The sequence below is a fragment of the Streptomyces griseofuscus genome (genome assembly GCF_014673495.1).
Taxonomy (GTDB): Bacteria; Actinomycetota; Actinomycetes; order Streptomycetales; family Streptomycetaceae; genus Streptomyces; species Streptomyces murinus.
This window is the reverse complement of sequence record NZ_CP051006.1, coordinates 2,956,529-2,981,875: the sequence shown is the minus strand read 5'-3', so window position 1 is coordinate 2,981,875 and position 25,347 is coordinate 2,956,529. Positions and strand designations below refer to the sequence as shown.

Sequence of the window (25,347 nt, the reverse complement as noted above, 5' to 3'; positions counted from 1 at the left end):
CCCCAGCCACCCCGGCCTCCATCTCCGGATGCCCGGCTCCGCCTGAACCGGGGCCGGGCATCCGGCTGTTCGCGCTACGGGTGCGAACTCACCCTGGTCACCAGGGCGGTGGCCAGCGAGGCGGGTACGCCCGCCGAGGTCAGGACGGTGACCGTGGCGGCGCGGCCCGCCTCTTCTGCCGCCAGGAGCCCGTCGTTGACCGCCTCCATGACCGCGAAGAGCGTCTGCTCATGCACATAGGCGAGCGCCGGGGCGGGCAGGGGAGAGGTGAACACGCCCTCTTCCAGGCCCTGTTGGAGCACCCGGATCTTGGCGGCGCGGACCGGGGCGAGCCGTTCGCGGATGCCTTGCACGGTGACCGTGCGCTGGGCGAGGGCGATCAGCAGCCGGTAGCGGTCGGCGGTCGCCCAGAGCGCCAGGACCGAGCGGGCCAGCGCCTCCGCCGGGTCCGTGACCCCCGTACGACCCGCCGCGTCCGCGTCCGCGAGCGCCTGCACCGCCTCGTCGGTCAGGGTGCTGATCAGCGCCTCCCGGCTGGGGAAGTGGCCGTACACGGTCCGTCGTACGACTCCGGCGGCGCGCGCGATCTGGTCCATCGACGCGTCCGGGTCGCGCAGCAGCTCGGCGAGGGCGACGTCGAGGATGCGGCGGCGGTTGGCGTCGGCGCGGCTGGGGTTACCCGTGGTCATGGTGGCCATTCTGCACTTCCTCACCCAACTTGCACAGCACTGTGTAACGGCGTACATTACACATCGTTGTGCAATTGCACGATGGTGTGCAAGTTCCGTCGCGAACCTGAGGAAGGCAAACCCCTGCCATGCGACTCGTCATGACCGAACCGGTCGAGAAGATGGAGCGCCCCTACGCCCGGCGCTGGTGGGCCCTGCTGGTGCTCTGCCTGAGCCTGCTGATCATCGTGATGGCCAACACCGCCCTCACGGTCGCCGCGCCCGACATGACGAAGGACCTCGGGCTCTCCAGCGCCGACCTCCAGTGGGTGATCGACGGCTACACCGTGCCCTACGCGGCGCTGATGCTGCTGCTCGGCGCGATCGGCGACAAGTACAGCCGGCGCGGGGCGCTCGTGCTCGGCCTGCTGGTCTTCGGCGGCGGCGCGGTCTTCGGCTACCTCGCGGACAGCGCGGCGACCGTGATCGCGGCGCGCGCGGTGATGGGCGTCGGCGCGGCGCTGATCATGCCGGCCACGCTGTCGCTGCTCGCGGCGACCTTCCCGCGGGCCGAGCGGGCCAAGGCGATCGTGCTGTGGACGGCGACGGCGGGCCTCGCCATCGCCGCGGGCCCGGTGGTCGCCGGTGCGCTGCTGCGCGACCACGGCTGGTCCTCGACCTTCCTGATCAACGTGCCGATCGCGCTCGTCGCGCTCGTCGCCGCCTTCGTCCTGGTCCCGCCGTCCAAGGCCGGCCACCACGACCGCATCGACTACGTCGGCGGCCTGCTGTCCGTGATCTGGACCGGCTCGCTGGTCTACATGATCATCCAGGGCCCGCACTTCGGCTGGAGCGGCAAGGCCGTCGCCGCCGCCGTGATCGCGGGCGTGGGCCTGATCGCCTTCGTCCTGTGGGAGCTGCGTCACCCGCGCCCGATCCTGGACGTCCGCCGCTTCGCGAACCGCCGCTTCGCCGGCTCCAACCTGGCCGTCGCCCTGTTCTTCCTGGCCGTGTTCGGCGCGTTCTACTTCCTCACCCAGCACCTCCAGTTCGTCCTCGGCTACGACGCCCTCCAGACCGGTGTGCGGATGCTGCCCCTGGCCGGTGCCGTGTTCGTCGGCTCGGGCCTCACCGGCTGGCTCACCCCGCGCGTCGGCATGAAGTGGACCGTCAGCGCGGGCATGGTCCTGGGCACGGTGGCGCTGGCGCTGCTCACCCAGGTGGACACGGGCTCGACGTACGCCGACTTCGTGGCCCCGCTGATCATTCTCGGCCTCGCCATCGGCCTCGCTCTCTCGCCCTGCACCGACGCGATCATGGGCGCGTTCCCCGAGTCCGAACTGGGCGTCGGCGGCGCGGTCAACGACACCTCGCTGGAGCTGGGCGGCTCGCTCGGCATCGCCATCCTCGGCTCGCTGCTGGCCACGTCGTACGGCAACCACCTCACCGACGCCACCGCCGGCAGCAAGCTCCCGCCGAGCGCCCTGGAGACCGCCCAGGACTCGGTCGGCGCCGGTTACGCCGTCGCCCAGGGCATCGCCGACAAGGCTCACCAGGTCGCCGCCCAGGCCGCCCACGCGAGCAGCCCCCAGCAGGCCGCCGCGCTCAAGCAGCAGGCGACCGAACTCGCCGCGGGCGCCCGCCAGATGGCCGACGCCGTCGGCTCCTCCTTCTCCTCCGCCGTCGCCCACACCAGCCTGGTCGGCGCGGTCGTCCTCGGCATCGGCACGGTCCTGGTGGCCTTCCTGCTGCCGCGCCGCGCGACGACCGAAGAGGTGAAGGAAGCGGAGAAGGAACTGGCGGAGACCACCACCGGCTGACGCTTTTCCGCCACCATCCATTAGCGTGCCGTTCCGGACGACCGGAACGGCACGCTTGTGCGTGGCGTCTGTACCTGTATGGAGGCACGGGGGACATGAAGATCGACTGGGACCGGCGGACCTGCGCGCGCAAGGGGCATGTGACCTACGCGCCCGACGATCCGCGACTTCGGGTACGACTGCACGCGCAGACCGGGCTGGGGGACGCGTGGCGCTGTCTGCGCTGCGGGGACTTCGTGCTCGGGGAGCCGCACGGCTCGGGACCGGCGCAGGACGCGCCGCTGGTGCCGCGGGGCAAGGTGCTGCGGGACCTGTTCATCCTGCGCTTCCTCGCCATCGAGCGGGCCGTGCGCGGGGTGTTCATAGTGCTGGTCGCGGTGGCCGTGTGGAAGTTCAGCAACAGCCAGGACGCGGTACGGCGGCTCTTCAACGAGTACCTGGCCGTGCTGCGCCCGGTCTTCCGGCACTTCCACTACGACCTCGACCACTCACCCGTGGTCGGCTCCATCCAGAAGGCGTTCGGCTACAAGCACTCCACGCTTCTCCTGGTCGCCGGGCTGCTCCTCGCCTACGCCCTGATCGAACTGGTCGAGGCGGTCGGCCTGTGGCGCGCCAAGCGCTGGGCGGAGTACCTCACGGTGGTCGCGACCGCCGCGTTCCTCCCGCTGGAGATCTACGAGCTGACCGAGAAGATCAGCTACCTCAAGATCGCCACCCTCGCCCTCAACATCCTCGCCGTCCTCTACATCGCCCTCGCCAAACGCCTCTTCGGCCTCCGCGGCGGCCGCCGCAAATTCGACGAGGAACGCCACAGCGCGTCCCTGCTGGAGGTGGAGGCGTCGGCGGGGGTGCTGGTCTGAGCCACCGTGCGGGTGGCCCGCGGCGGTGCCGGGGGTTGGAATCGGCGGCGGCTTGCCTTGACGTCCGCGTCAAGCCCTAACGTCGTGTTCATGCGAATCGGCGAGTTGGCCGCTCGGGCCGGGACCACGGCGCGGGCCCTGCGGTATTACGAGGCGCGGGGGCTGCTTTCGGCGCGGCGGGACGAGAAGGGGTATCGGGAGTACGGCGAGGGGGACCTCAGGTTGCTGGAGCAGATCAGGACGCTCCAGGACTTCGGGTTCGAGCTGGAGGAGACGCGGCCGTTCGTGGAATGTCTGCGGGCGGGGCATCTCGAGGGGGACTCCTGTCCGGCGTCGCTCGCGGTGTACCGGCGCAAGCTGGCCGAGCTGGACGCGCTCGTCGGGCAGCTGACGGCGGTGCGCGAGACGGTCGCGGAGCAGTTGCGGCGGGCCGAGCGGGCCGTGGGCGAGCTGGCCGCCGAGGCATCGGTTCCGGGAGGTCCGGAGCCCGGATGTGAACTGGGAGGGCAGCTGTCGTGAGCGTGCTGAGCGGACTTGCCGAGGTGACGGACGCGGACTTCGCGGCGGAGGTGATCGACGCCGGCCTGCCGGTCCTGGTGCAGTTCACGGCCGAGTGGTGCGGGCCGTGCCGACAGCTGGCGCCGGTGCTCCGGGACATCGCCCGGGAGGTGGGCGACCGGCTGAAGGTCGTCCAGCTCGATGTCGACCGCAATCCGGGTACGACCATCGCCTACGGGGTGCTGGCCACGCCGACCCTGATGGTCTTCCGGGGCGGGGAGCCGGTGCGGTCCATGGTGGGGGCCCGGGCCAGGCGGCGGCTCCTGGAGGAACTCGCCGATCTGCTGTGAACCTACGCCCGCACACAAGAAATCCCCCGGACAATTGCGTCCTGGGGATTTCTGCGCGTATATTCAATGGTTCGTGACTTCACATGGCTGCGGTCACGGAAAAGCTTTGTGGGCACAGTATATCCGGGCGGGAGCGGAATTGTCAAACACCGAATTTCCAGACGATGAATTGCGTCGCGAGCAGGAATTCATCGACGGACTGTACGCGCGCGTCGACGTGCTGCGCGGTGACGCCGAGACCTCGGTCGGGGACGCGCTCGCGCAGGGTGACAAGCCCATGCAGGCCCGGCTGGAGCGGGACATCCTGGTCGCGGAGCGCTCTGGGCTGCTCGCCGCGCTGAACGCCGTCGACGGCTCGCTCTGCTTCGGGCGGATCGATCTCGCGAGCGGTACGACGCACCACATCGGCCGGATCGGGCTGCGCGCGGACGACGCCGAGCACACACCGGTGCTGATCGACTGGCGCGCCGAGGTCGCCCGGCCCTTCTACCTGGCCACCGGGCACACCCCGATGGGGCTGCGGCGGCGCCGGCACATCGCCACCGAGGGCCGTACCGTCACCCATCTGCACGACGAGATCCTGGACCTCGGCGACGCCACCCGCACCGGGCACGAGGACCACAACGGCGACGCCGTGCTGCTCGCCGCGCTGAACTCGGCCCGCACCGGCCGGATGGGCGACATCGTGCGCACCATCCAGGCCGACCAGGACCGGATCATCCGGGCACCGCACCGCGGCGTGCTGGTCGTGGAGGGCGGACCCGGCACCGGCAAGACCGCCGTGGCCCTGCACCGGGCGGCGTACCTCCTCTACGAGCACCGGGAGCTGCTGGCCCGCCGCGCCGTGCTGATCGTCGGACCCAACCCGGCCTTCCTCGGTTACATCGGCGAGGTGCTGCCCTCCCTGGGCGAGACCGGTGTCCTGCTGGCCACGGTCGGCGAGCTGTTCCCCGGCGTGAAGGCCACGGCCGCCGACACCCCCGAGGCGGCCGCGGTCAAGGGGCGCGCGGACATGGCGGACGTGCTCGCCGAGGTGGTCCGCGACCGGCAGGCGCTGCCCGACCCGGTCCTCGCGATCGCGCACGACCGCGAGGTGCTGATGCTGGACGACGGCCTGGTGAGCGTCGCCCGTGAACGCACCCGCGCCGCGAAGCTGCCGCACAACGCGTCTCGCGAGTACTTCGAGGGCCACATCCTCAACGCGCTCACCGAGCTGTACGCCGAGCGGGTCGGCACCGATCCCTACGACGGGAGCAGCCTGCTCGACGCCTCCGACATCACCCAGATCCGCGACGAACTCGCCGAGAACCCCGAAGTCTGGTCCGCCATCGACCGGTTGTGGCCCCGGATCACCCCGAAGCGGCTGGTCGCCGACTTCCTCGCCGAGCCCGAGGGGTATCTGAGCGACGCGGACGCCGCCGCGATCCGCCGCCCGGTGACCCGCGCCTGGACCGTCGCCGACGTACCGCTCCTGGACGAGGCCGCCGAACTCCTCGGCGAGGACGACCGGCTCGCCCGCTTCCGTGCCGATCGTGAGCGCGAGACGCAGATCGCGTACGCGCAGGGCGTGCTGGACGTGTCCTACGCGTCACGGACGTACGAGTTCGAGGACAAGGAGGACGGCGACCCGGACGGCTCGGAGGTGCTGTCCGCGCACGACATCATCGACGCGGAGCGGTTCGCCGAGCGGCAGGAGGAGGCGGACCACCGCAGTGCGGCGGAGCGGGCGGCGGCCGACCGGACCTGGGCGTTCGGGCACATCATCGTGGACGAGGCACAGGAGTTGTCGCCGATGGCCTGGCGGCTGCTGATGCGGCGCTGCCCGACCCGCTCGATGACTCTGGTCGGCGACCCCGCGCAGACCGCCGAGGCGGCCGGGGTCGGCTCCTGGTCGAAGATCCTCGCGCCCTATGTCGAGGACCGGTACGAGCACACCCGCCTCGGCGTCAACTACCGCACCCCGTCCGAGATCATGGACCTCGCCGCGGCCGTGGTCCGCGCCGAGCAGCCGGACTTCCGGCCGCCCAGCTCGGTGCGCTCCACCGGGGTACGGCCCTGGGTGCGGCGGGAGGACGACGACCTGCCCGGCGCGGTGGCCAAGGCGGCCGCCGAACTCGCGCCGGTCGAGGGCAGGTTGGCGATCATCGCGCCGCACCGGCTGCACCGCGCGATCGCCGCCCGCCTGGACGGCGTCACCGCCGGCGCCGAACCCGACCTCACCCAGGCGGTCGTCCTCCTCGACCCCCGGCAGTCCAAGGGCCTGGAGTTCGACTCGGTCCTGGTGGTCGAACCGGCCGAGTACGGCACCAGCGACCTCTACGTCGCCCTGACCCGCGCCACCCAGCGCCTGGGCGTCCTGCACACCGGCGACCTGCCGCAGGCGCTGGCCCAGCGGGACGAGTAGAGCGGCCGTCCGCGGGCCCTGGACTCCCCGTCCTCCGGGGCCCGCCCGGCGCTCCCTGGGGCCTGTCTGACAATTCCCGTCGTCGCCCGGAGGGCGGCCGCGCGGCGTCAGGCGGGAATGGTCAGACAGGCCCTAAGCCGGTCGTAGCCACACCGTGGCCAAGGGCGGCAGGGTCAGGCGGACGGCGGCCGGGCGGCCGTGCGTGCCGTGGGGTTCCGGTTTCAGGGGGCCCGGGTTGGCCACTCCACTGCCGCCGTAGCCTTCCGCGTCCGTGTTCAGGGCCTCGGTCCAGGCCGGGACGTCCTCGGGGACGCCGATGAGGTAGCCGGGGCGGACCACGGGGGAGAAGTGGCAGACGGCGAGCAGGGGCGAGCCCTCGGCGTCGCGGCGCAGGAAGGCGAGCACATTGTCGGACGCCGAGTCGCCGGTGATCCACTCGAAGCCCGAGGGGTCGGTGTCGCGCTGCCACAGGGCCGGGGTGGCCCGGTAGCAGGCGTTCAGATCGCGGACCAGGTCGCGGACGCCCCGGTGGTCGGGGGCTGCGGGGTACGCCGGATCGAGCAGCCACCAGTCCGGCCCGGCCGCCTCGGACCACTCCGCGCCCTGCGCGAACTCCTGTCCCATGAAGAGGAGTTGCTTGCCCGGGTGGGCCCACATGAAGGCCAGATAGGCGCGCAGGTCGGCGCGCCGCCGCCACCAGTCGCCCGGCATCTTGGAGACCAGGGACCCCTTGCCGTGCACCACCTCGTCGTGGGATATCGGCAGGACGTAGTTCTCGCTGTACGCGTACACCATGGAGAAGGTCAGCTCGCCGTGGTGGTAGGCGCGGTGCACGGGGTCGTGGGCCATGTACTGGAGCGAGTCGTGCATCCAGCCCATGTTCCACTTCAGGCCGAAGCCAAGCCCGCCGAACCCGCTCGGGCCCTGTACATGGGTCGGCCGGGTCACCCCGTCCCAGGCGGTGGACTCCTCGGCGATGGTCACGACACCCGGGCAGCGCCGGTAGACCGTGGCGTTCATCTCCTGGAGGAAGGCCACCGCGTCCAGGTTCTCCCGGCCGCCGCGCTCGTTCGGCCGCCAACCCCCGGGCTCGCGCGAGTAGTCGAGGTAGAGCATGGAGGCCACGGCGTCCACCCGCAGCCCGTCCACATGGAACTCCTCGCACCAGTACACGGCGTTCGCCACGAGGAAGTTGCGCACCTCGCGCCGGCCGAGGTCGAACTCCAGCGTGCCCCAGTCGGGATGCGCGGCCCGCAGCGGATCGGGGTGCTCGTACAGCGGCCGTCCGTCGAACTCGGCCAACGCCCAGTCGTCGCGCGGGAAATGGGCCGGCACCCAGTCCATCAGCACCCCGATCCCGGCCTGGTGCAGCCGGTCCACCAGGTACTTGAAGTCGTCCGGGGTGCCCAGCCGGGCCGTCGGCGCGTAGAAACCGGTGACCTGGTAGCCCCACGAGCCGCCGAAGGGATGCTCCGCGACCGGCATCAGCTCCACATGGGTGAAGCCCATCTCCAGGACGTAGGAGGTGAGTTGCTCGGCCAGTTCGCGATAGGTCGCGCCGGGGCGCCAGGACGGCAGATGGACCTCGTACACCGAGAACGGCGCCTCGTGCACCGGGATCTCCCCGCGGTGCGCCATCCACTGCTCGTCCTGCCACACATGGTGCGAGACATGCACGACCGACGAGGTCGCGGGCGGCGCCTCGGTACGGCGGGCCAGCGGGTCGGCGCGCTGGGTGTGCGAGCCGTCCGGGCGGGTGATCTCGAACTTGTACAGCTCGCCCTCACCGACCCCCGGCAGAAACAGCTCCCAGACCCCGGAGGAACCCAGCGAGCGCATCGGGGAGCCGGTGCCGTCCCAGCAGCAGAAGCTCCCCGTGACCCGGACGCCCAGCGCGTTCGGCGCCCACACCGCGAACCGGGTTCCGCGCACGCCCTGGTGCACAAGGGCGTGCGCGCCGAGCGCCCGCCACAGCTCCTCGTGCCGGCCCTCGCCGATCAGATGCAGATCCAGTTCGCCGAGCGTGGGCAGGAAACGGTAGGCGTCCGCCGTCTCATGGACCGTGTCGCCGTACGCCACCCGCAGCCGGCTCGTGTCCGGCACGGCGTCCGGGGGGAGCAGTCCGGAGAAGAAACCGTCGCCGTCGTCGTGCAGTTCGGTGCGCAGCGGGCCGGAGAGGACGGTGACCGAGCGGGCGCCCGGGCGCAGGGCGCGGTAGGCGACCCCGCCCGGCACCGGGTGGGCGCCCAGCACGGAGTGCGGGTCGTGGTGGGTGCCGGCCAGCAGCCGGGCGCGGTCCTCGGCTCCCACGGCGGGATCGGTCTGGTGCTTCTTCGACGTCACGAGCGAGTCTCCCGGGGCGAGAGTCGGGTCAGTGAGGGTCGGACACGGCGAGGCGGCGGATCGCCGACAGCGGCACGGGCAGCCAGTCGGGGCGGTGACGGGCCTCGTACACCACCTCGTAGACGGCCTTGTCGGTCTCGAAGGCGCGCAGCAGCACCGGATCGGTACGCGGATCGCGGCCGGACACCTCCGCGTACCCGGAGCAGTAGGCCGCCCGGCAGTCGTGCGCCCACCGCGTCGGGGCCGAACTCGCCGAGCAGGCAGCGTAGTCGAAGGACCGGAGCATCCCCGCGATGTCCCGCACCGTCGGCTGCGGCAGCCGCCGCTCGGCAGGGGGCCGGGCCGGTTCCCCCTCGAAGTCGATCAGCGACCAGTCACCGGACGGCGCGCGCAGGCACTGCCCGAGATGGAGGTCGCCGTGGATGCGCTGGGCGGTCCAGGTGCGGCCCCCTGCGGCCAGTTCGGCGAGCGCGGTGTACGCGGACCGCAGCCCCCGCTCGTACGGCCCCAGCGCCGGTACGGCCTGGACGGCCGCCGCCAGCCGCTCGGTCATCCCGTCGACCATCGGCCCGAGTTGGGCGCGGCCGAGGGTGACGGTCGGCAGGGCGCGGGCCAGCGCGGTGTGCACCTCGGCCGTGGCCCGGCCCAGCGCCCGTGCCTCGGCGGTGAAGTCCTCGCCCTTGGCCAGCTCGCGCAGCGCCAGCTCCCAGCCGTCGGCGGCACCGCTCACGAAGGGCTGCAACACCGCCAGTACGTACGGCTGTTCGGCCAGCTCGGCGCGCAGCCACGCGGTCGGCGCGGGCACCCGGGGGCAGCCCTCGCGGGCCAGCGCCTGCGGCAGCTCCAGATCGGGGTTGACGCCGGGGACGACCCGGCGGAACAGCTTGAGAATAAACGTATCTCCATAGACCACCGAGGAGTTGGACTGCTCGGCGGCCAGCATCCGGGCCACCAGATGGGGCCGGATCTCCTGACGCGGATCCCGCTCGAAGCGCAGCCCGCCGACGCGGGCCCGGGTGCGCAGGGCCTCCAGCAGCACCTCGGCGGGCCGGCGGTCGTACAGGGCGTCGTACACCGTGCGTCCGGCGAGCGGACCCCGGGTCACATGGCCGATCAGCGCGGGCGCCAGCCGGGGCGGCAGCGCCTCGCGCGCGCCTATGAGGAGCTGGTAGCAGTCGCCGGGATGCGCGGACTCCGGTGGCTGATGGACGCGCAGCAGGACGTGGAACAGGTCCAACCTCCCGCCTCGTGGCAGGAGTTGGGTCACGGCCACGGGGGTGAACCCGGTGACCGGGCGGCCCTTGCCCGCGAACCAGCGCTGCCGGGGCAGCCAGGCGCGCAGCAGGGGGGTCAGTGAATCGAGGGTGGTACTCGCCGAAGGGGTGACCGCTTCCGTCACGGGCGTCACGTCCTTTCCCCGGATCTGGTCGGGGGTGTCACTGTCAGGTGCCCGGGGCGGGGCGGCGAAAACGCTCCGCCGCCCCGCGTGGCGGTATTACGCCGGTTCGCGGCGCAGCCGGAACCAGTAGAAGCCGTGTCCCGCCAGGGTCAGCAGATACGGCAGATCGCCCACCGCGGGGAAGCGCACCCCGCCGAACAGCTCGACCGGATGCCGACCGCCGAAGCGGCTGAGGTCCAGCTCGGTGGGCTGGGCGAAGCGGGAGAAGTTGTGGACGCACAGCACCAGGTCGTCCTCGTACTCGCGCAGGAAGGCGAGCACCGCGGGGTTGGAGGACGGGAGTTCGTTGTACGAGCCGAGTCCGAAGGCGGGGTTCTGCTTGCGGATCTCGATCATGCGCCGGGTCCAGTGCAGCAGCGAGGACGGCGAGGACATCGACGCCTCGACATTGGTGACCTGGTAGCCGTACACCGGGTCCATGATCGTGGGCAGGAAGAGCCGTCCCGGATCGCTGGAGGAAAAGCCGGCGTTGCGGTCGGGGGTCCACTGCATGGGGGTGCGGACGGCGTCGCGGTCGCCGAGCCAGATGTTGTCGCCCATGCCGATCTCGTCGCCGTAGTAGAGGATCGGCGAGCCGGGCAGGGACAGCAGCAGGGCGGTGAACAGCTCGATCTGGTTGCGGTCGTTGTCGAGCAGCGGCGCGAGGCGGCGGCGGATGCCGATGTTGGCGCGCATGCGGGGGTCCTTGGCGTACTCCGCCCACATGTAGTCGCGTTCCTCGTCGGTGACCATCTCCAGGGTCAGCTCGTCGTGGTTGCGCAGGAAGATCCCCCACTGGCAACCGGACGGGATGGCCGGGGTCTTGGCGAGGATCTCGGAGACCGGGTGGCGGGACTCCCGCCGTACCGCCATGAAGATGCGCGGCATGACGGGGAAGTGGAACGCCATGTGGCACTCGTCGCCGCCGCTCGGGAAGTCCCCGAAGTAGTCGACCACGTCCTCCGGCCACTGGTTGGCCTCGGCCAGCAGCACCGTGTCCGGGTACTGGGTGTCGATCTCCTTGCGGACCCGCTTGAGGAACTGATGGGTCGCGGGCAGGTTCTCGCAGTTGGTGCCCTCGCGCTGGTACAGGTACGGCACCGCGTCCAGCCGGAACCCGTCGATGCCGAGGTCCAGCCAGAACTTCAGCGCGGAGATCATCTCCTCCTGCACCGCCGGGTTCTCGTAGTTGAGGTCCGGCTGGTGCGAGAAGAAGCGGTGCCAGTAGTACTGCTTGCGTACCGGGTCGTACGTCCAGTTCGACGCCTCGGTGTCCACGAAGATGATGCGGGCGCCCTGGTACTGCTTGTCGTCGTCGGCCCAGACGTAGTAGTCCCCATAGGGGCCGTCGGGGTCCTTGCGCGACTCCTGGAACCACGGGTGCTGGTCGCTGGTGTGGTTCATGACGAAGTCGATGATCACGCGCATGCCGCGCTGATGGGCCGCGTCCACGAACTCCACGAAGTCGGCGAGGTCACCGAACTCGGGGAGCACTGCGGTGTAGTCCGAGACGTCGTAACCGCCGTCTCTCAGCGGGGACTTGAAGAAGGGCGGCAGCCACAGGCAGTCCACGCCGAGCCACTGGAGATAGTCGAGCTTGGCGGTCAGGCCCTTGAGGTCGCCGACGCCGTCGCCGTTGCTGTCCTGGAAGGAGCGGACCAGGACCTCGTAGAAGACGGCACGCTTGAACCAGTCCGGGTCCCGGTCCCGGGCGGGAGTGTCCGCGAAGGTGTCCGGGACGGGCTCATTGACGATCATATGGTGGGTGACCCTCCGATCTGCGGGTTGGACGGTCGCAGGACGGTGAGGACGTGCGCGGGGCGTCGGCCCGGTTCGAGGCGCACGTAGTTGGCCCTGCCCCAGTGGTAGGTCTCGCCGGTCAGCTCGTCGCGGACCGGCACCGACTCGTGCCAGTCCAGGCCGAGTTGCGGCATGTCCAACGAGACCGTGGCCTCCTGGGTGTGGTGGGGGTCGAGGTTGGCGACGACCAGAACCGTGTTCGATCCCGCACGCTTGGAGTAGGCGATCACCGCGTCCTTGTCGGCGTGGTGGAAGTGCAGGTCGCGCAGTTGCCGCAGGGCGGGGCTGCGCCTTCTGACGGCGTTGAGACGGGTGAGGAGCGGCGCGATCGTACGACCCTCTCGCGCGGCCGACTCCCAGTCCCGGCGCCTCAGTTGGTACTTCTCGGAGTCGCGGTACTCCTCGCCGCCCGGGCGCAGTGGCGTGTTCTCGCACAGCTCGTAGCCGCTGTAGATGCCCCAGGCGGGGGAGAGGGTCGCCGCGAGCACGGCACGCACCTCGAAGGCGGGACGGCCGCCGTGCTGGAGATAGGCGTGCAGGATGTCCGGGGTGTTGGGGAACAGGTTGGGCCGCATATAGGCCGCGGTATCGCCTGACAACTCGGTGAGATAGTCGGTGAGTTCCTGCTTGGTGGTGCGCCAGGTGAAGTAGGTGTACGACTGCTGGAAGCCGATCTGCGCGAGCGTGTGCATCATGGCGGGGCGGGTGAAGGCCTCCGCCAGGAAGATCACGTCCGGGTCCTTCTGGTTGATCTCGGCGATGACCCGCTCCCAGAACACCACCGGCTTGGTGTGCGGATTGTCGACGCGGAAGATCCGCACCCCGTGGTCCATCCAGTGCCGCAGCACCCGGACCGTCTCCGCGATCAGCCCGTCCATGTCGGCGTCGAAGGCGATCGGATAGATGTCCTGGTACTTCTTCGGCGGGTTCTCGGCGTAGGCGATCGTCCCGTCCGGGCGGTGATGGAACCACTCCGGATGCTTCTGCACCCAAGGGTGGTCCGGGGAGCACTGGAGCGCGAAGTCCAGGGCGACCTCAAGGCCCAACTCCCGCGCCTCGGCCACGAAGTGGTCGAAGTCCTCGATGGTGCCGAGGTCGGGGTGGATCGCGTCATGGCCGCCCTCGTGAGAGCCGATCGCCCACGGCACCCCGACGTCCTCGGGGCCCGCGGTGAGGGAGTTGTTCGGACCCTTGCGGAAGGTGCTGCCGATCGGGTGAATCGGCGGCAGGTAGACGACGTCGAAGCCCATCTGCGCGATCGGCTTCAGCCGCCGCGCCGCCGTACGGAACGTGCCGTGCGGCCTCTCCGCCGTCCCCTCGCTGCGCGGGAAGAACTCGTACCAGGCCCCGTACAGGGCCCGCTCCCGCTCCACGAGCAACGGCAGCGGATCGGATGCGGTGACCAACTCCCGCAGCGGGTACCGGTCCAGGACCTCCCGCACGGGGGGCCGTAGCGCCTCCGCGAGCCGCCAGGCGGCCGGGCGGTCCTCGTTGCGCAGGGCGGCCACCGCGTCCAGAACTGTGCGCCGGTGGGTCTTCGGGACCCCGGCGGCGGCGCGTTCGTACAGCCGCGCGCCCTCCTCCAGCACCAGTTCGGTGTCCAGACCGGCCGGAATCTTGATCCCGGCGTGCTGCCGCCAGGTGGTGAGCGGATCGGACCACGCCTCGACCGTATACGTCCAGCGGCCGGGCGACCCCGCCGTGACGGTGGCGCCCCAGCGGTCGGTGCCCGGGGCGAGTTCCCGCATCGGCGTCCGGGGGCCCCGCCGGCCCCGGGGATCGCGCAGCACCACATCGGCCGCCACCGCGTCGTGCCCCTCGCGGAACACGGTGGCCGAGATCTCGAACGACTCCCCGGTCACCGCCTTGGCGGGCCGGCGCCCGTGCTGGACCACGGGGCGTACATCGAGGACCGGGATACGGCCGACGGCGGTGGCCCGCCCGGACGGTGGCCCGGCGGGGGACTTGGCGCGCTTTCTGGCCGCCGTCTTCTTCGCCGCCGCCGCGGGCGCGCAGCCCGGAGGCGGGGCGTCGCCCGGCGGGGACGACGAGCCGGCGCGCGCGGCGGCCGACGGGGTGTGCGGTGCGGCTGACGAGTGGTGCGTGGCGGGCATGACCGCTCCTGTCCGCGTCAACGTGGGATGACCAGGGGAGGTGGGTCCTGCGGGCGGTGCCGGGTACTGCCTGTGGGGTGGGTACCGGTGGAGCCTTCCCACCCTTTTCGGGTGGGCAATCCGGAACTTTGTTAACTACTCGCGCGTATGTCCACCCATCAGACCGGCCCACTTGTACGGGTGCCCCGAGCTCGTCTCCCCACGCCCGACACCCCCGCGGGCACGTCCCCACCGACGCTCCGGTAACCACTACCGTCGACAGGGACGACGAGATGTACACCGCCGTACGTCTCACCCCGTAACGCGTCCGCCGAGGTGGCATGTGAAGGCGATCCGTCGGTTCACCGTCCGTCCCGTTCTCCCCGAACCCCTCCGGCCGCTGAGCGAGCTGGCGCACAATCTGCGCTGGTCATGGCATGCGGAGACGCGCGATCTCTTCCAGTCCGTGGACCCGGAGGCATGGGGCGCCGCCGGGTGCGACCCGGTGCGGCTGCTGGGCCGGGTGCGGCCCGCGCGACTCGCCGAACTCTCCGGGGACCGGCGGTTCCGGCGCCGCCTGAACGCGGTCGCGGACGATCTGGACGACTATCTGACCGGTGACCGCTGGTATCAGGCGCAGCCCGAGGGACTGCCCCGCGCCGTGGCTTATTTCTCCCCCGAGTTCGGCATCACGGCCGCCCTGCCGCAGTACTCCGGGGGTCTCGGCATCCTCGCGGGCGACCATCTGAAGGCCGCCAGCGATCTCGGCGTGCCCCTCGTCGGCGTCGGGCTGCTGTACCGGCACGGGTACTTCCGGCAGACCCTCTCCCGCGACGGCTGGCAGCAGGAGCACTACCCGGTGCTCGACCCCAACGAGCTGCCCCTCAGCCAGGTGGCGGAGGCCGACGGGACGCCCGCGCGCGTCTCGCTCGCCCTGCCCGGCGGACGGGCCCTGCACGCCCGGATCTGGCTGGCGCAGGTCGGCCGGGTGCCGCTGCTGCTGCTCGACTCGGACGTGGAGGAGAACGACCTCGGCGCCCGCTCCGTCACCGACCGGCTCTACGGCGGCGGCAGCGAGCACCGGCTGCTCCAGGAGATGCTGCTCGGCATAGGAGGTGTCCGGGCGGTGCGCACGTACTGCCGGCTCACCGGGCACCCGGAGCCGGAGGTGTTCCACACCAACGAGGGGCACGCGGGCTTCCTCGGCCTGGAGCGGATCGCCGAACTGTGCGCGCGGGGGCTGGACTTCGACGCCGCGCTCGAATCGGTGCGCGGCGGCACGGTGTTCACCACCCACACCCCGGTCCCTGCCGGTATCGACCGCTTCGAACGGGACCTGATCGCCCGGCACTTCGGCCCGGACGCCGAGCTGCCCGGCATCGAGACACCCCGGATCCTCGCGCTCGGCACGGAGACGTACCCGGGCGGCGAGCCGAACCTGTTCAACATGGCCGTGATGGGGCTCAGACTGGCCCAGCGCGCCAACGGGGTCTCGCTGCTGCACGGACAGGTCAGCCGGGAGATGTTCGCCGGACTGTGGCCGGGATTCGACACCGAGGAGGTGCCGATCACCTCCGTGACCAACGGGGTGCACGCCCCCACCTGGGTGGCCCCCGAGGTGCTGCGGCTCGGCGCCCGGAAGATCGGCACCCAGCGGGCCGAGGACGCGCTCGCCGTCGGCGGCTCCGAGCGCTGGGACTCGGTCGCGGACATCCCGGACCAGGAGATCTGGGAGCTGCGCCGCACCCTGCGTGAACAGCTGGTGCTGGAGGTGCGCGAGCGGCTCGGTGCGTCCTGGCGGCAACGCGGGGCGGGGAACGCCGAGTTGGGCTGGATCGACGGGGTGCTCGACCCGGACGTCCTCACCATCGGGTTCGCCCGGCGGGTGCCGTCGTACAAGCGGCTGACGCTGATGCTCCGCGACCAGGGCCGGTTGCGGGAGCTGCTGCTGCATCCCGAGCGGCCGGTGCAGATCGTGGTGGCGGGCAAGGCGCATCCGGCCGACGACAGCGGAAAGCGGCTGGTGCAGGAACTGGTCCGGTTCGCGGACGACGCCCGGGTGCGGCACCGGATCGTCTTCCTGCCCGACTACGGCATGGCGATGGCGCAGCGGCTCTATCCCGGCTGCGACATCTGGCTGAACAATCCGCTGCGTCCGCTGGAGGCGTGCGGCACCTCCGGGATGAAGGCGGCGCTGAACGGCTGCCTCAACCTCTCGGTGCTGGACGGCTGGTGGGACGAGTGGTTCCGGCCGGACTTCGGCTGGGCCATCCCGACCGCGGACGGCACCGGGCTGGACGTGGAGCGGCGCGACGACATCGAGGCGGCCGCCCTGTACGACCTGCTGGAGCAGCGGATCGCCCCGCGCTTCTACGAGCGCGGCCGGGGCGGGCTGCCCGACCGGTGGATCCAGATGGTCCGCCAGACCCTCACCCTGCTCGGCCCCAAGGTGCTGGCGGGGCGCATGGTCCGCGAGTACGTCGAGCGGCTCTACGCCCCGGCCGCCTGCTCCCATCGCGCGCTGACCCCGGACACCGCGGGGGAGCTGGCCGGGTGGAAGGCGCGGGTGCGGGACGCCTGGCACGCGGTGAGCGTCGACCATGTGGAGACCACCGAGACGACGGCCACGGCGGAGCTGGGGGCGACGGTCGGGCTGCGGGTGCGGGTCGGGCTCGGCGCGCTGACCCCCGACGACGTCGAGGTCCAGGCGGTCTCCGGGCGGGTGGACGCGCGGGACCGCATCACCGACGCCACGATCGTCCCGCTGAAACCGGCCGGCACCCCCGATCTGGAGGGCCACCGCCTCTACGAGGGCCGGCTCTCCTTCGACCGCACCGGCCCCTACGGCTGCACCGTCCGCATCCTCCCCGCCCACCGTCTGCTCGCCTCGGCGGCGGAGGTGGGTGTGGTGGCCCTGCCGGCGGAGGACGCCGGGGAGGGGGCGGGGGTACTGCTGCGGTAGCCGAGGGGAGGCGGGCAAAACCGGAGGCCGGCGCCGGTTCAGTCCGCGTCGTAGGCGGCGCACATCTTCTTCAGTACGGCCCCGCAGCGCCGCGCGTACGCGTGCTGGAGTCCGCGGGTGGCCGGGCCGCCCGCCCTGGCGTACCACTTGGCCGGTCTGCTGAAGGCGGCGACGGTGAGCCAGACCGTGCCGTCGCCGGTGCGGTCTATGAGGAAGACCTCCTCGCCGCACTCGGGGTGGCTCTCCAGGGTGCCGTAGGCCCAGCCCGCGCGGCGGGGTTCCTCGGCGGTCCATATGATCCGGCAGGGCGCCTTGACCACGCCGGCCAGCGTGACCGTGACGTCCACACCGGGGGCGGCGCGGTCGGCGGTGGCCTCTATGCCCACGCCGAGCGCGCGGTGCATCTCCCAGGTGAGGACCGCCTCGGCGGCCCGGCTGAAGACCTTGCGGCCCTCGCCGAGACGGGTACGCACCAGCATCGGGCGGAACCCGGGCGGGCAGAAGGTCAGGTCGTCGCGGGTGGCTCCGACCGGTTCGTACGTGAAGGGTGCCGAGGACATGGGGCACAAGGGTAGGGCGGCACCCGGAGGAGATCCGCTCCGGGTGCCGCCCTCTTCACAACCCTGCCCTCGTCACCGCCGTACGGGGGTCAGCTGACGTTGACCGCCGACCAGGCCGCCGCCACCGCCTTGTACTCGGCGCTGGTGGAGCCGTACAGGGCGGACGCCGCGGACAGCGTGCCCGTACGCGCCGACTTGTAGTTGGTCGTCGACGTGAAGTACGTCGTCAGCGCCTTGTACCAGATCTGGAGCGCCTTGTCCCGGCCGATGCCGGTGACCGTGGAGCCGTTGGACGTCGGGGAGTTGTACGACACCCCGTTGATCGTCTTCGCGCCGCTGCCCTCGGACAGCAGGTAGAAGAAGTGGTTGGCGACACCGGACGAGTAGTGCACGTCCAGGTTGCCGACGGAGGAGGACCAGTAGTCCGCCGAGCCGCCGTCCTTGCTGGGCTTGTCCATGTAGCGCAGCGGGGTGCCGTCGCCGTTGATGTCGATCTTCTCGCCGATGAGGTAGTCGCCCTTGTCGGACGCGTTGTTCGCGAAGAACTCCACACCGGTGCCGAAGATGTCCGAGGTGGCCTCGTTCAGACCGCCGGACTCGCCGCTGTAGTTGAGGCCCGCGGTGTTGGAGGTGACACCGTGGCTCATCTCGTGGCCGGCCACGTCCAGCGCGGTGAGCGGGTGGTTGTTGCCCGAGCCGTCGCCGTACGTCATGCAGAAGCAGCTGTCGTCCCAGAACGCGTTCACGTACTGGCTGCCGTAGTGCACGCGGGAGTACGCGCCGACACCGTTGTTCTTGATGCCGCTGCGCCCGAACGTGCTCTTGTAGAAGTCCCAGGTCTCCTGGGCGCCGTAGGCGGCGTCCGCGGCGGCCGTCTGGTCCGTGGTGGAGCTGGAGGCCGCGCCGGTGCCCCAGACGTTGTCCGCGTCGGTGAACAGCGTGCCCTTGCCCGACGTCTTGTGCGCCAGGTTGTAGGTGCTGTGGCCGCCGCGGCTGGCGTCGGTGAGCTGGTACGTCGAACCCGACAGGGTGGTGGTCAGGCTGACCGAGCCCGAGTACAGGGTCTTGCCGGTGCCGGTCGCGTTCTCGATGCCCTGGTACTCGAAGAGCTTCTTGCCCGTGGCCGCGTCGGTGATGACGTGCAGCTGGTTCGGGGTGCCGTCGTCCTGGAGGCCGCCGACGACCGTCTCGTAGGCGAGGACGGGGGTGCCGGAGCCGGCCCAGATCACCTTGCGGGCGCCGTCCGCGGTGGACTTGGCGGAGCCGAGGGTCTTGGCGGCGGACACGGCCTGCTTCTCGGCCTTGGCCGGGGTGAGCTTCGGCGTGAGCGAGGCGACCTTGATGGTGGCCTTGTTCGCCTTGGTGACGCCCTCGGTCTTGCCGGACTTCGCGGTGTGGACGACCAGGTCGCCACCGAGGACCGGCAGGCCCGCGTAGGTGCGCTCGTAGCGGGTGTGGACCGTGCCGTCGACGTCCTTGACGACGTCCTTGACGACCAGCTTCTCCTTGGCGCCGAGGCCTATCTGCCGCGCGGTCTCCGGGGCGTCCGCCTGCGCCTGCTTGACCAGCGAGGTGTGCGCGGCGGCGGAGAGCGAGAGCGGCGCCGCGGCCAGCGGCTTGGCGGCGGCCGGGGTCTGGGCGGCCGAGGCGCTGGTGGCCAGACCGGCGGAGATGAGGGCTCCGGCGGCGACGGCGGTGGCGATGGCCAGGGTGGTGCGCTGGTGGCGCGCGTAGAGGGGGCTCACGCAAGCTCCTTCGTGGGGGAGGCCGGCCAGCGTGGGGTTACTGACCGGGTGGTTCGCTGTGAAGCTGCTGTGCTGCTTGCGGCGTGGAGAGAGAGTGACACCCGGGGCGCGTACATGTCATGACCCTGAAGTGATGTTGGCTGGAAAGTGACGGTCGGGGAAATGTTGCAGTGGTGTGAACAAGTGGCGGCTGAGCGAGTCGTTCCCGTCAACTGCCTTGAGTTTCATGGGGTTTGGGGCGCGATTCACGGGAACGCCATATTCCGTTCGCCCCTGGAGGGTGTGCCGTGCGTGGCTTGATATCGGTCACGGTTGAACGGCGTCCCCGTGCCAGGTCCGCCAGAGCGCCGCGTAGGTGCCGCCGGCGGCCACCAGCTCGTCGTGGGTGCCCAGTTCGGTCAGCCGGCCGTGTTCCATCACCGCCACGCGGTCCGCGTCATGGGCGGTGTGCAGCCGGTGCGCCACGGCGATGACGGTGCGGCCGCGCAGCACGGCGGCGAGGGCGCGTTCGGTGTGGCGGGCGGTCGTCGGGTCGAGGAGGGCGGTCGCCTCGTCCAGGATCAGGGTGTGCGGATCGGCCAGCACGACCCGGGCCAGGGCGAGTTGCTGGGCCCGCGAGCCGTCGGTCGGGTGGCCGCCGGTGCCCAGCCGGGTGCCGAGGCCGTCGGGCAGCTCACGCACCCAGGCATCGGCGCCGACAGCCGCGAGCGCGGCCCACAACTCGGCGTCGGTGGCGGCTGGTTCGGCGATACGGAGGTTGTCGCGCAGGGTGCCGAGGAAGACGTGGTGCTCCTGGGTGACGAGGACGACCTGGCGGCGCAGCACCTCGGGCGCCAGCTCCGCGACGGGCACCCCGCCGACGGTCACCGAGCCGGTGACGGGGCGGTCGATGCCCGCGAGGAGCCTGCTCAGGGTGGTCTTGCCGGCGCCGGACGGCCCCACCAGGGCGAGGCGTTCACCGGGGCGGACGGCGAGGTCGACGCCGTGCAGGACCTCGGCGCCGTGGTCGTAGGCGTAGTGCAGAGCGCGGACTTCGATCCGGGCGTCGGGAGCGGGGACGGCACCGGTGGCCGTACGACCGTCCGCCGGGCCGGTGTCCCGCGACCGGGCCAGCCCCTCCACCCGGGCGAACGAGGCGCCGCTGCTCTGGAGTTGCTCCACCCGCATCAGGATCTGGTCCAGCGGATCCACGAACTGCCGCAGATACAGCGCCGCCGCCACCACCGCGCCCACCCCGACCTCGCCGCGCGCGTGCAGCCAGCCACCGAGCAGCAGCGCGGCGGCCGCCGGGACGGCGTACGTCGTCTCGATGGCCGGGAAGAACACCGAGCGCAGGAACAGGGTGTGGAAACGGGTACGGCGGGAATGCTCCAGGGTGTCCCGGCTCGCGGCGATCCGCCGCTCGGCGAGCCCGAACGCCTCGACGGTGCGGGCGCCCTCGGCCGTCGCCGCGACGATCTCCGCGACGGCGGAGCCCGCCGCGCCCTGGGCGAGATAGGCGTCCCGGGCGCGCCGCAGATACCAGCGCAGCGCCAGCCAGATCGGGGTCAGCGTAAGCAGCGCGATCCCGCCGAGCAGCGGATCGAGCGCGAACACCGCGCCCAGCACGAACAGGGCCTGCACCCCGCTGATGAGCAGTTCCGGACCGGCGTCCCGCAGGGTCGAGCCCACCGTCGCCACGTCCGCGGTGCCGCGCGCGGTCAGATCGCCGGTCCCGGCCCGCTCCACCACCGAGGAGGGCAGCGCGAGCACGCGGTCCACGTACTCCTCGCGCACCCGGGCGAGGGTCCGTTCGCCGAACCGGTTGCCCGCCCGGCGCGCCCAGCGGGCCAGCAGCAGCTGGGCCAGCGAGCACACCAGGATCCACAGGGCCAGCCGGTCCACCGGGCCGGTCCCGCGGCCGGCCCGCACCTCGTCGACGATCCGGCCGACCAGCCAGGGCCCGGTGAGCCCGGCCGCCGAGGCGAGCACGTTCAGCAGCAGGGTGCCGGCGAACCCCCGCCGGTCGGCCCGCACCAGGCGCAGCACCGCCCGGCGTACGCCCGCGCGGTCCGCGACGGGCAGCAGCGTCTCGGCGGCGCTCATGAAGCGGCCCCTTCGGTGTCGATGTCCTCGGCGTCCCGGGCCACCAGCGCCCGGTAGGCGGGCTGTTCGGCCAGCAGCCGGTGGTGCGGCCCGGTCGCGACGACCTTGCCCTCGGCCAGGAACACCACGGTGTCCGCGTGGTCGAGGACGAGCGGGGAGGTGCTGGCCACGAGCGTCGTACGGCCGTCCCGGGCCGCCCGCAGCCGCCGGGCCACCGTCGCCTCGGTGTGCGCGTCCAGCGCGGAGGTCGGCTCGACGGCGAGCAGCACCTCGGGGTCGGCCAGCAGGGCGCGCACCAGCCGCAGCCGCTGCCGTTGCCCGCCGGACAGGTTGCGGCCCTGTCCGGAGACCGCCGTGTCCAGGCCCTCCGGCAGCCCGTCGACGACATCCTCGGCGGCGGCCGCGTGCACCGCCCGCCGTACGGCGTCCGCACCGGCGGGCCGCCCCGCGGCCACGGCCTCCCGCAGCGGCCCGGCGAACAGATCGGCCTCGTTGTCCGCGACGAGGATCCGCCGCCGTACGTCCGCGAGCGGTACGGCGTCCAGGCGCACGTCCCCCCAGGTGGCGTCGGTGGGTCCGTACCGGCCGAGGCGGTCGATCACGGCGGTGGCGTCGGCGGGCCGGGCGGCGGCCAGCGCGGTCAGCAGGCCCGGCGCCACCCGGGTCCCGGAGACGGGGTCGCACAGCTCGGCGGGCCGCCCGGGCGCGGGCAGGGTGCCCTCGTCCGGCTCCGGTTCCAGGCGGAGCAGCCCTACGACCCGACGCGCGGCGACGACGCCCCGGTTGAGGTCGTAGACCATCTCCACGAAGAAGGCGACGGGGCCGACCAGGACCGCGACATACCCGTACACGGCGACCAACTGGCCGATGCTCAGGCTCCCTTGGGCGGCCATGCGGGCCGCGAGCCAGGTGACGACGGCGAGGAACAGGGTGGGCAGGCCCACGGCGAGCGCCTGCACCCAGCTGGCCACCGAGGCCACCCGGTACCCCTGTTCGCGCAGCCGCCGCGAGTCCGCGCGGAACGCGTCCGCGATCAGGGCCTTCCCGCCGAGACCGCCCAACACCCGCAGCCCGCCCGCGAGATCACCGATACGGGCGGTGAGCACGCTCTGCCGCTCCCGGTACTCGCTCTCGACGCCCTGGAGCCGCCGGCTGAGGGGCCCGCTGACCACGGCGAGGGCGGGCAGCCCGAGCAGCACGACCAGGGCGAGCGGCGCGGACACGCTGACGAGCAGCCCGGCGACCACCCCGTACAGCACGATCGAGGCGACGCCCGGTCCGACCATGGAGAGCGAGTCCGAGATGGCGTTCACATCACCGACCCCGACCGTCACCACCTCGCCGGCCCCGACCCGCCGCGGCAGCGCGGCGCCCAGCCGCACCGCGTGCTCCACGACCAGCTTGCTGGTCCGGAAGCTCGCGTCCATGCGCAGCCGGGTCATCGTCCGGTGTCGCAGAACGCTCAGCCAGGCGGTCACCGCCCCCACCAGGAACATCGCCGCGGTCCACGCGGCCAGCACCCCGGTACGCCCCGGCAGCAGCCCCTCGTCCACGGCCCGCTGCATCAGGTACGGCTGCACCGCCAGCAGCACCATCCACACCGTCCCCAGGCCGCCCGCCGCCCACGGCCGCGCCCCCTGCCGGGCCACCGCCCACCACAGGTACCACCAGCCGCCACGCGTCTGCGGTGTCCCCGGCTCCTCGTACGCGTCGACCATCGAGCCCCCACCCACCGTGCCGCCACCGGAAACGTCCGACGCTATCGACACCCCACGGCACGGATCCATCCATTAACGGCCGGGCGGACGCGGGCGGGGCTGCGGGTGCGGGGGCGTGGGCTCAGCCCAGGATCCCCCGGTCGTACGCCGCCGCCACCGCGGCCGCGCGGTCCTTGGCGCCCAGCTTGGTGTAGAGGTGGGTGAGATGGGTCTTGACCGTGGCCTCGCTGATGAACAGCTCGCGGGCGATCTCCCGGTTGGAGGTGCCCCTGGCGACCAGGGTGAGGACCTCGCGTTCGCGGGCGGAGAGCGGCTCGTTGCCGGGAGCAGGGGTGCGCACGGCCTGGACGAGGCGGGAGGCGACGGCGGGGGAGAGGACGGTACGGCCCTCGGCGGCGGCGCGGACGGCGGTGAACAGCTCGTCGCGCGGGGCGTCCTTGAGGAGGTAGCCGGTGGCGCCCGCCTCGATCGCGGGCAGGGTGTCGGAGTCCGTGTCGTACGTGGTGAGGACCAGGACCTTGGCGCGGGCGCCGCGGCGGGTCAGCTCGCGGATGGCGGCGACCCCGGAGCCGCCCGGCATGCGCAGATCCATCAGGACCACATCGGGGTCCAGCTCGGCCGCCCGCGTGACCGCCTCGGGACCGCTCGCGGCCTCGCCGAGCACCCGGAAGCCGGGCGCGGACTCGAACATGCCGCGCAGCCCGTCCCGGACCACCGGGTGGTCGTCGACGATCAGCAGCGTGATGAGGGGTTCAGTGGTCATCGCGCACCAACGGTACGCGAGCCGACACCGCGGTGCCGTGCCCCGGTTCCGACTCGACGGCGAAGCTGCCCGCGATCCGCTCGGCGCGCGCCCGCATCCCCGTAAGGCCGAAGCCCCCCGCGTGGCTGCGGGCGGGGACGGCGGCCGGATCGAAGCCGGTGCCGTCGTCACGGATGTCCAGGATCACCTCGTCGCCCAGATAGGTCAGCGTGACCCCGAGCCGCCTCGCGCGGGCATGCCGGGCCGCGTTGGACAGCGCCTCCTGGGCGGTCCGCAGCAGCGTCGCCGAGACCTCCTCGTGCAGCGACTCGGCGGTGCCGGTGACGGTGAACTCGGCCCGCGCCCCGGTGCGCTCGCCCCAGTCGGCGACCAGCTTCTTCAGCGCCTCCGGCAGCCCGGCGGCGGCCAGTTCGACGGGAGCGAGGTTGTGCACGGAGCGGCGGGCCTCGCCGAGGCTGTGCCGGGCGAGCGAGGCGGCACGCTCCAGATGGGTGTGCGCGGTGGCCAGATCCGTCGCGTTGGACACCACCTGGAGCTGGGCGATGATGCCGGTCAGGCCCTGCGCGATCGTGTCGTGGATCTCCGCGGCGAGCCTGCGCCGCTCGTCGGCGACCCCCGCCTCCCGCGCCTGCACCAGCAACTGCGCGTGCAGGGCCGCGTTCTCGTCCAGCGCCTGCTGCAACGCCGCGTTGGTGCGCTCCAGTTCGTCGATGGTGTCCGCCTGGTCCTCGATGCGCCGCTGCTCCTGATCGGCGAACCGGAAGAACAGACCGACCAGGCCGACATTGGTGCAGAAGACCGCCACGAAGATCACCCACATCAGCGGCCCGTGCGGCGGCATCCCGCCGATCTCGCTGCCCGCCATGGTCACCGCGGTCATGAGCAGCCCGAGCGGCATCAGCCGCCGCGCCAGATGCAGGCTGGAGCTGTAGTAGCCGACGGCCGCGTAGATCCCGAAGAACGGGTTCAGCCAGGTCAGCGCGAACGCCATCGCCCAGCGCACGAAGTAGAGGACCGCGGTGACCCGGTTCGGCCCCGGTGTGTCCGACGTCACCCGCCCCCACGACAGCTGGAGCAGCAGGGCGGCGGCCACCAGCGCGCCGGCCGCCTCCGTCTCGCCCCGCGTCATCCCGATCGCATGGGCCGAGGCACCCGCCGTCACCAGGCCCACGGCGAGCAGCGCGTAGGGCCCCCAGCGGTCGAAGGAGGCCCTGCGCTGCGGTCCGGTCGCGTGCGTCAT

At 71.9% G+C, this 25,347-nt stretch carries 17 protein-coding genes; 6 read left to right on the top strand and 11 right to left on the bottom strand.

Going from position 1 to position 25,347, the window contains the following annotated elements:
* Positions 1–74: 74 nt before the first annotated feature.
* Complete coding sequence (locus HEP81_RS12975) at positions 75–698, bottom strand: TetR/AcrR family transcriptional regulator (protein ID WP_037656429.1); 624 nt, start codon at positions 696–698, stop codon at positions 75–77.
* Between the two features lie 119 nt (positions 699–817).
* On the opposite strand from HEP81_RS12975, the gene HEP81_RS12970 reads away from it, so the two are divergent.
* The 5 genes from HEP81_RS12970 to HEP81_RS12950 all read left to right on the top strand — a co-directional run bounded on the left by HEP81_RS12970 (position 818) and on the right by HEP81_RS12950 (position 6,600).
* Complete coding sequence (locus HEP81_RS12970) at positions 818–2,488, top strand: MFS transporter (RefSeq protein WP_037656426.1); 1,671 nt, start codon at positions 818–820, stop codon at positions 2,486–2,488.
* Between the two features lie 95 nt (positions 2,489–2,583).
* Positions 2,584–3,348, top strand: a complete 765-nt coding sequence (locus tag HEP81_RS12965; protein WP_037656425.1) for a DUF2127 domain-containing protein — start codon at positions 2,584–2,586, stop codon at positions 3,346–3,348.
* A gap of 90 nt (positions 3,349–3,438) precedes the next feature.
* On the top strand, positions 3,439–3,867 hold the full coding sequence (locus HEP81_RS12960) for a MerR family transcriptional regulator (RefSeq protein ID WP_037656424.1): 429 nt from the start codon (positions 3,439–3,441) through the stop codon (positions 3,865–3,867).
* Positions 3,864–4,196 (top strand): thioredoxin family protein, encoded by a 333-nt coding sequence (locus tag HEP81_RS12955; RefSeq protein WP_037656422.1) that lies wholly within the window; start codon positions 3,864–3,866, stop codon positions 4,194–4,196. The genes HEP81_RS12960 and HEP81_RS12955 overlap by 4 nt, the downstream gene beginning before the upstream one ends.
* A gap of 169 nt (positions 4,197–4,365) precedes the next feature.
* Positions 4,366–6,600, top strand: coding sequence for a HelD family protein (locus tag HEP81_RS12950; protein ID WP_051850196.1), 2,235 nt, complete (start codon positions 4,366–4,368; stop codon positions 6,598–6,600).
* A gap of 132 nt (positions 6,601–6,732) precedes the next feature.
* Here HEP81_RS12950 and glgB read toward each other — a convergent pair whose 3' ends face one another.
* The 4 genes from glgB to HEP81_RS12930 all read right to left on the bottom strand — a co-directional run bounded on the left by glgB (position 6,733) and on the right by HEP81_RS12930 (position 14,295).
* Complete coding sequence (gene glgB / locus HEP81_RS12945) at positions 6,733–8,943, bottom strand: 1,4-alpha-glucan branching enzyme (protein ID WP_037656421.1); 2,211 nt, start codon at positions 8,941–8,943, stop codon at positions 6,733–6,735.
* 28 nt (positions 8,944–8,971) lie between these two features.
* Positions 8,972–10,342, bottom strand: a complete 1,371-nt coding sequence (locus HEP81_RS12940) for a maltokinase N-terminal cap-like domain-containing protein (RefSeq protein ID WP_190275990.1) — start codon at positions 10,340–10,342, stop codon at positions 8,972–8,974.
* Between the two features lie 96 nt (positions 10,343–10,438).
* The gene (gene treS, locus HEP81_RS12935) at positions 10,439–12,139 is read right to left on the bottom strand and encodes a maltose alpha-D-glucosyltransferase (RefSeq protein WP_154822531.1); all 1,701 of its coding nucleotides are present in this window, start codon (positions 12,137–12,139) and stop codon (positions 10,439–10,441) included.
* Positions 12,136–14,295 carry an alpha-1,4-glucan--maltose-1-phosphate maltosyltransferase gene (locus HEP81_RS12930; protein ID WP_243279406.1) on the bottom strand — a complete coding sequence of 720 codons (2,160 nt, stop codon included), beginning with the start codon at positions 14,293–14,295 and terminating at the stop codon, positions 12,136–12,138. The genes treS and HEP81_RS12930 overlap by 4 nt, the downstream gene beginning before the upstream one ends.
* Before the next feature lie 322 nt (positions 14,296–14,617).
* On the opposite strand from HEP81_RS12930, the gene glgP reads away from it, so the two are divergent.
* Positions 14,618–17,236, top strand: coding sequence for an alpha-glucan family phosphorylase (gene glgP, locus HEP81_RS12925; RefSeq protein WP_037657133.1), 2,619 nt, complete (start codon positions 14,618–14,620; stop codon positions 17,234–17,236).
* Between the two features lie 38 nt (positions 17,237–17,274).
* Here glgP and HEP81_RS12920 read toward each other — a convergent pair whose 3' ends face one another.
* From HEP81_RS12920 to HEP81_RS12895, 6 genes are all read right to left on the bottom strand, one after another.
* A complete protein-coding gene (locus HEP81_RS12920) occupies positions 17,275–17,796 on the bottom strand; it encodes a DUF1990 domain-containing protein (RefSeq protein WP_037657136.1) in 522 nt (173 codons plus the stop codon).
* Between the two features lie 89 nt (positions 17,797–17,885).
* On the bottom strand, positions 17,886–19,541 hold the full coding sequence (locus HEP81_RS12915; RefSeq protein WP_154822530.1) for a M4 family metallopeptidase: 1,656 nt from the start codon (positions 19,539–19,541) through the stop codon (positions 17,886–17,888).
* A 306-nt stretch (positions 19,542–19,847) separates the two neighbouring features.
* The gene (locus HEP81_RS12910; RefSeq protein ID WP_037657138.1) at positions 19,848–21,626 is read right to left on the bottom strand and encodes an ABC transporter ATP-binding protein; all 1,779 of its coding nucleotides are present in this window, start codon (positions 21,624–21,626) and stop codon (positions 19,848–19,850) included.
* Positions 21,623–23,344 (bottom strand): ABC transporter ATP-binding protein, encoded by a 1,722-nt coding sequence (locus tag HEP81_RS12905; protein ID WP_037657140.1) that lies wholly within the window; start codon positions 23,342–23,344, stop codon positions 21,623–21,625. The genes HEP81_RS12910 and HEP81_RS12905 overlap by 4 nt, the downstream gene beginning before the upstream one ends.
* A 121-nt stretch (positions 23,345–23,465) precedes the next feature.
* Positions 23,466–24,107, bottom strand: coding sequence for a response regulator (locus tag HEP81_RS12900; RefSeq protein WP_037657142.1), 642 nt, complete (start codon positions 24,105–24,107; stop codon positions 23,466–23,468).
* The gene (locus tag HEP81_RS12895; RefSeq protein WP_078967431.1) at positions 24,097–25,347 is read right to left on the bottom strand and encodes a sensor histidine kinase; all 1,251 of its coding nucleotides are present in this window, start codon (positions 25,345–25,347) and stop codon (positions 24,097–24,099) included. Before HEP81_RS12895 ends, HEP81_RS12900 begins: the two co-directional genes overlap by 11 nt.

Coding starts and splice junctions, on each gene's coding strand:
- HEP81_RS12975 (WP_037656429.1), bottom strand. CDS start 698: ATGGCCACCATGACCACGGGTAACCCCAGCCGCGCCGACGCCAACCGC.
- HEP81_RS12970 (WP_037656426.1), top strand. CDS start 818: ATGCGACTCGTCATGACCGAACCGGTCGAGAAGATGGAGCGCCCCTAC.
- HEP81_RS12965 (WP_037656425.1), top strand. CDS start 2,584: ATGAAGATCGACTGGGACCGGCGGACCTGCGCGCGCAAGGGGCATGTG.
- HEP81_RS12960 (WP_037656424.1), top strand. CDS start 3,439: ATGCGAATCGGCGAGTTGGCCGCTCGGGCCGGGACCACGGCGCGGGCC.
- treS (WP_154822531.1), bottom strand. CDS start 12,139: ATGATCGTCAATGAGCCCGTCCCGGACACCTTCGCGGACACTCCCGCC.
- HEP81_RS12930 (WP_243279406.1), bottom strand. CDS start 14,295: ATGCCCGCCACGCACCACTCGTCAGCCGCACCGCACACCCCGTCGGCC.
- HEP81_RS12920 (WP_037657136.1), bottom strand. CDS start 17,796: ATGTCCTCGGCACCCTTCACGTACGAACCGGTCGGAGCCACCCGCGAC.
- HEP81_RS12910 (WP_037657138.1), bottom strand. CDS start 21,626: ATGAGCGCCGCCGAGACGCTGCTGCCCGTCGCGGACCGCGCGGGCGTA.
- HEP81_RS12905 (WP_037657140.1), bottom strand. CDS start 23,344: ATGGTCGACGCGTACGAGGAGCCGGGGACACCGCAGACGCGTGGCGGC.
- HEP81_RS12900 (WP_037657142.1), bottom strand. CDS start 24,107: ATGACCACTGAACCCCTCATCACGCTGCTGATCGTCGACGACCACCCG.
- HEP81_RS12895 (WP_078967431.1), bottom strand. CDS start 25,347: ATGACGCACGCGACCGGACCGCAGCGCAGGGCCTCCTTCGACCGCTGG.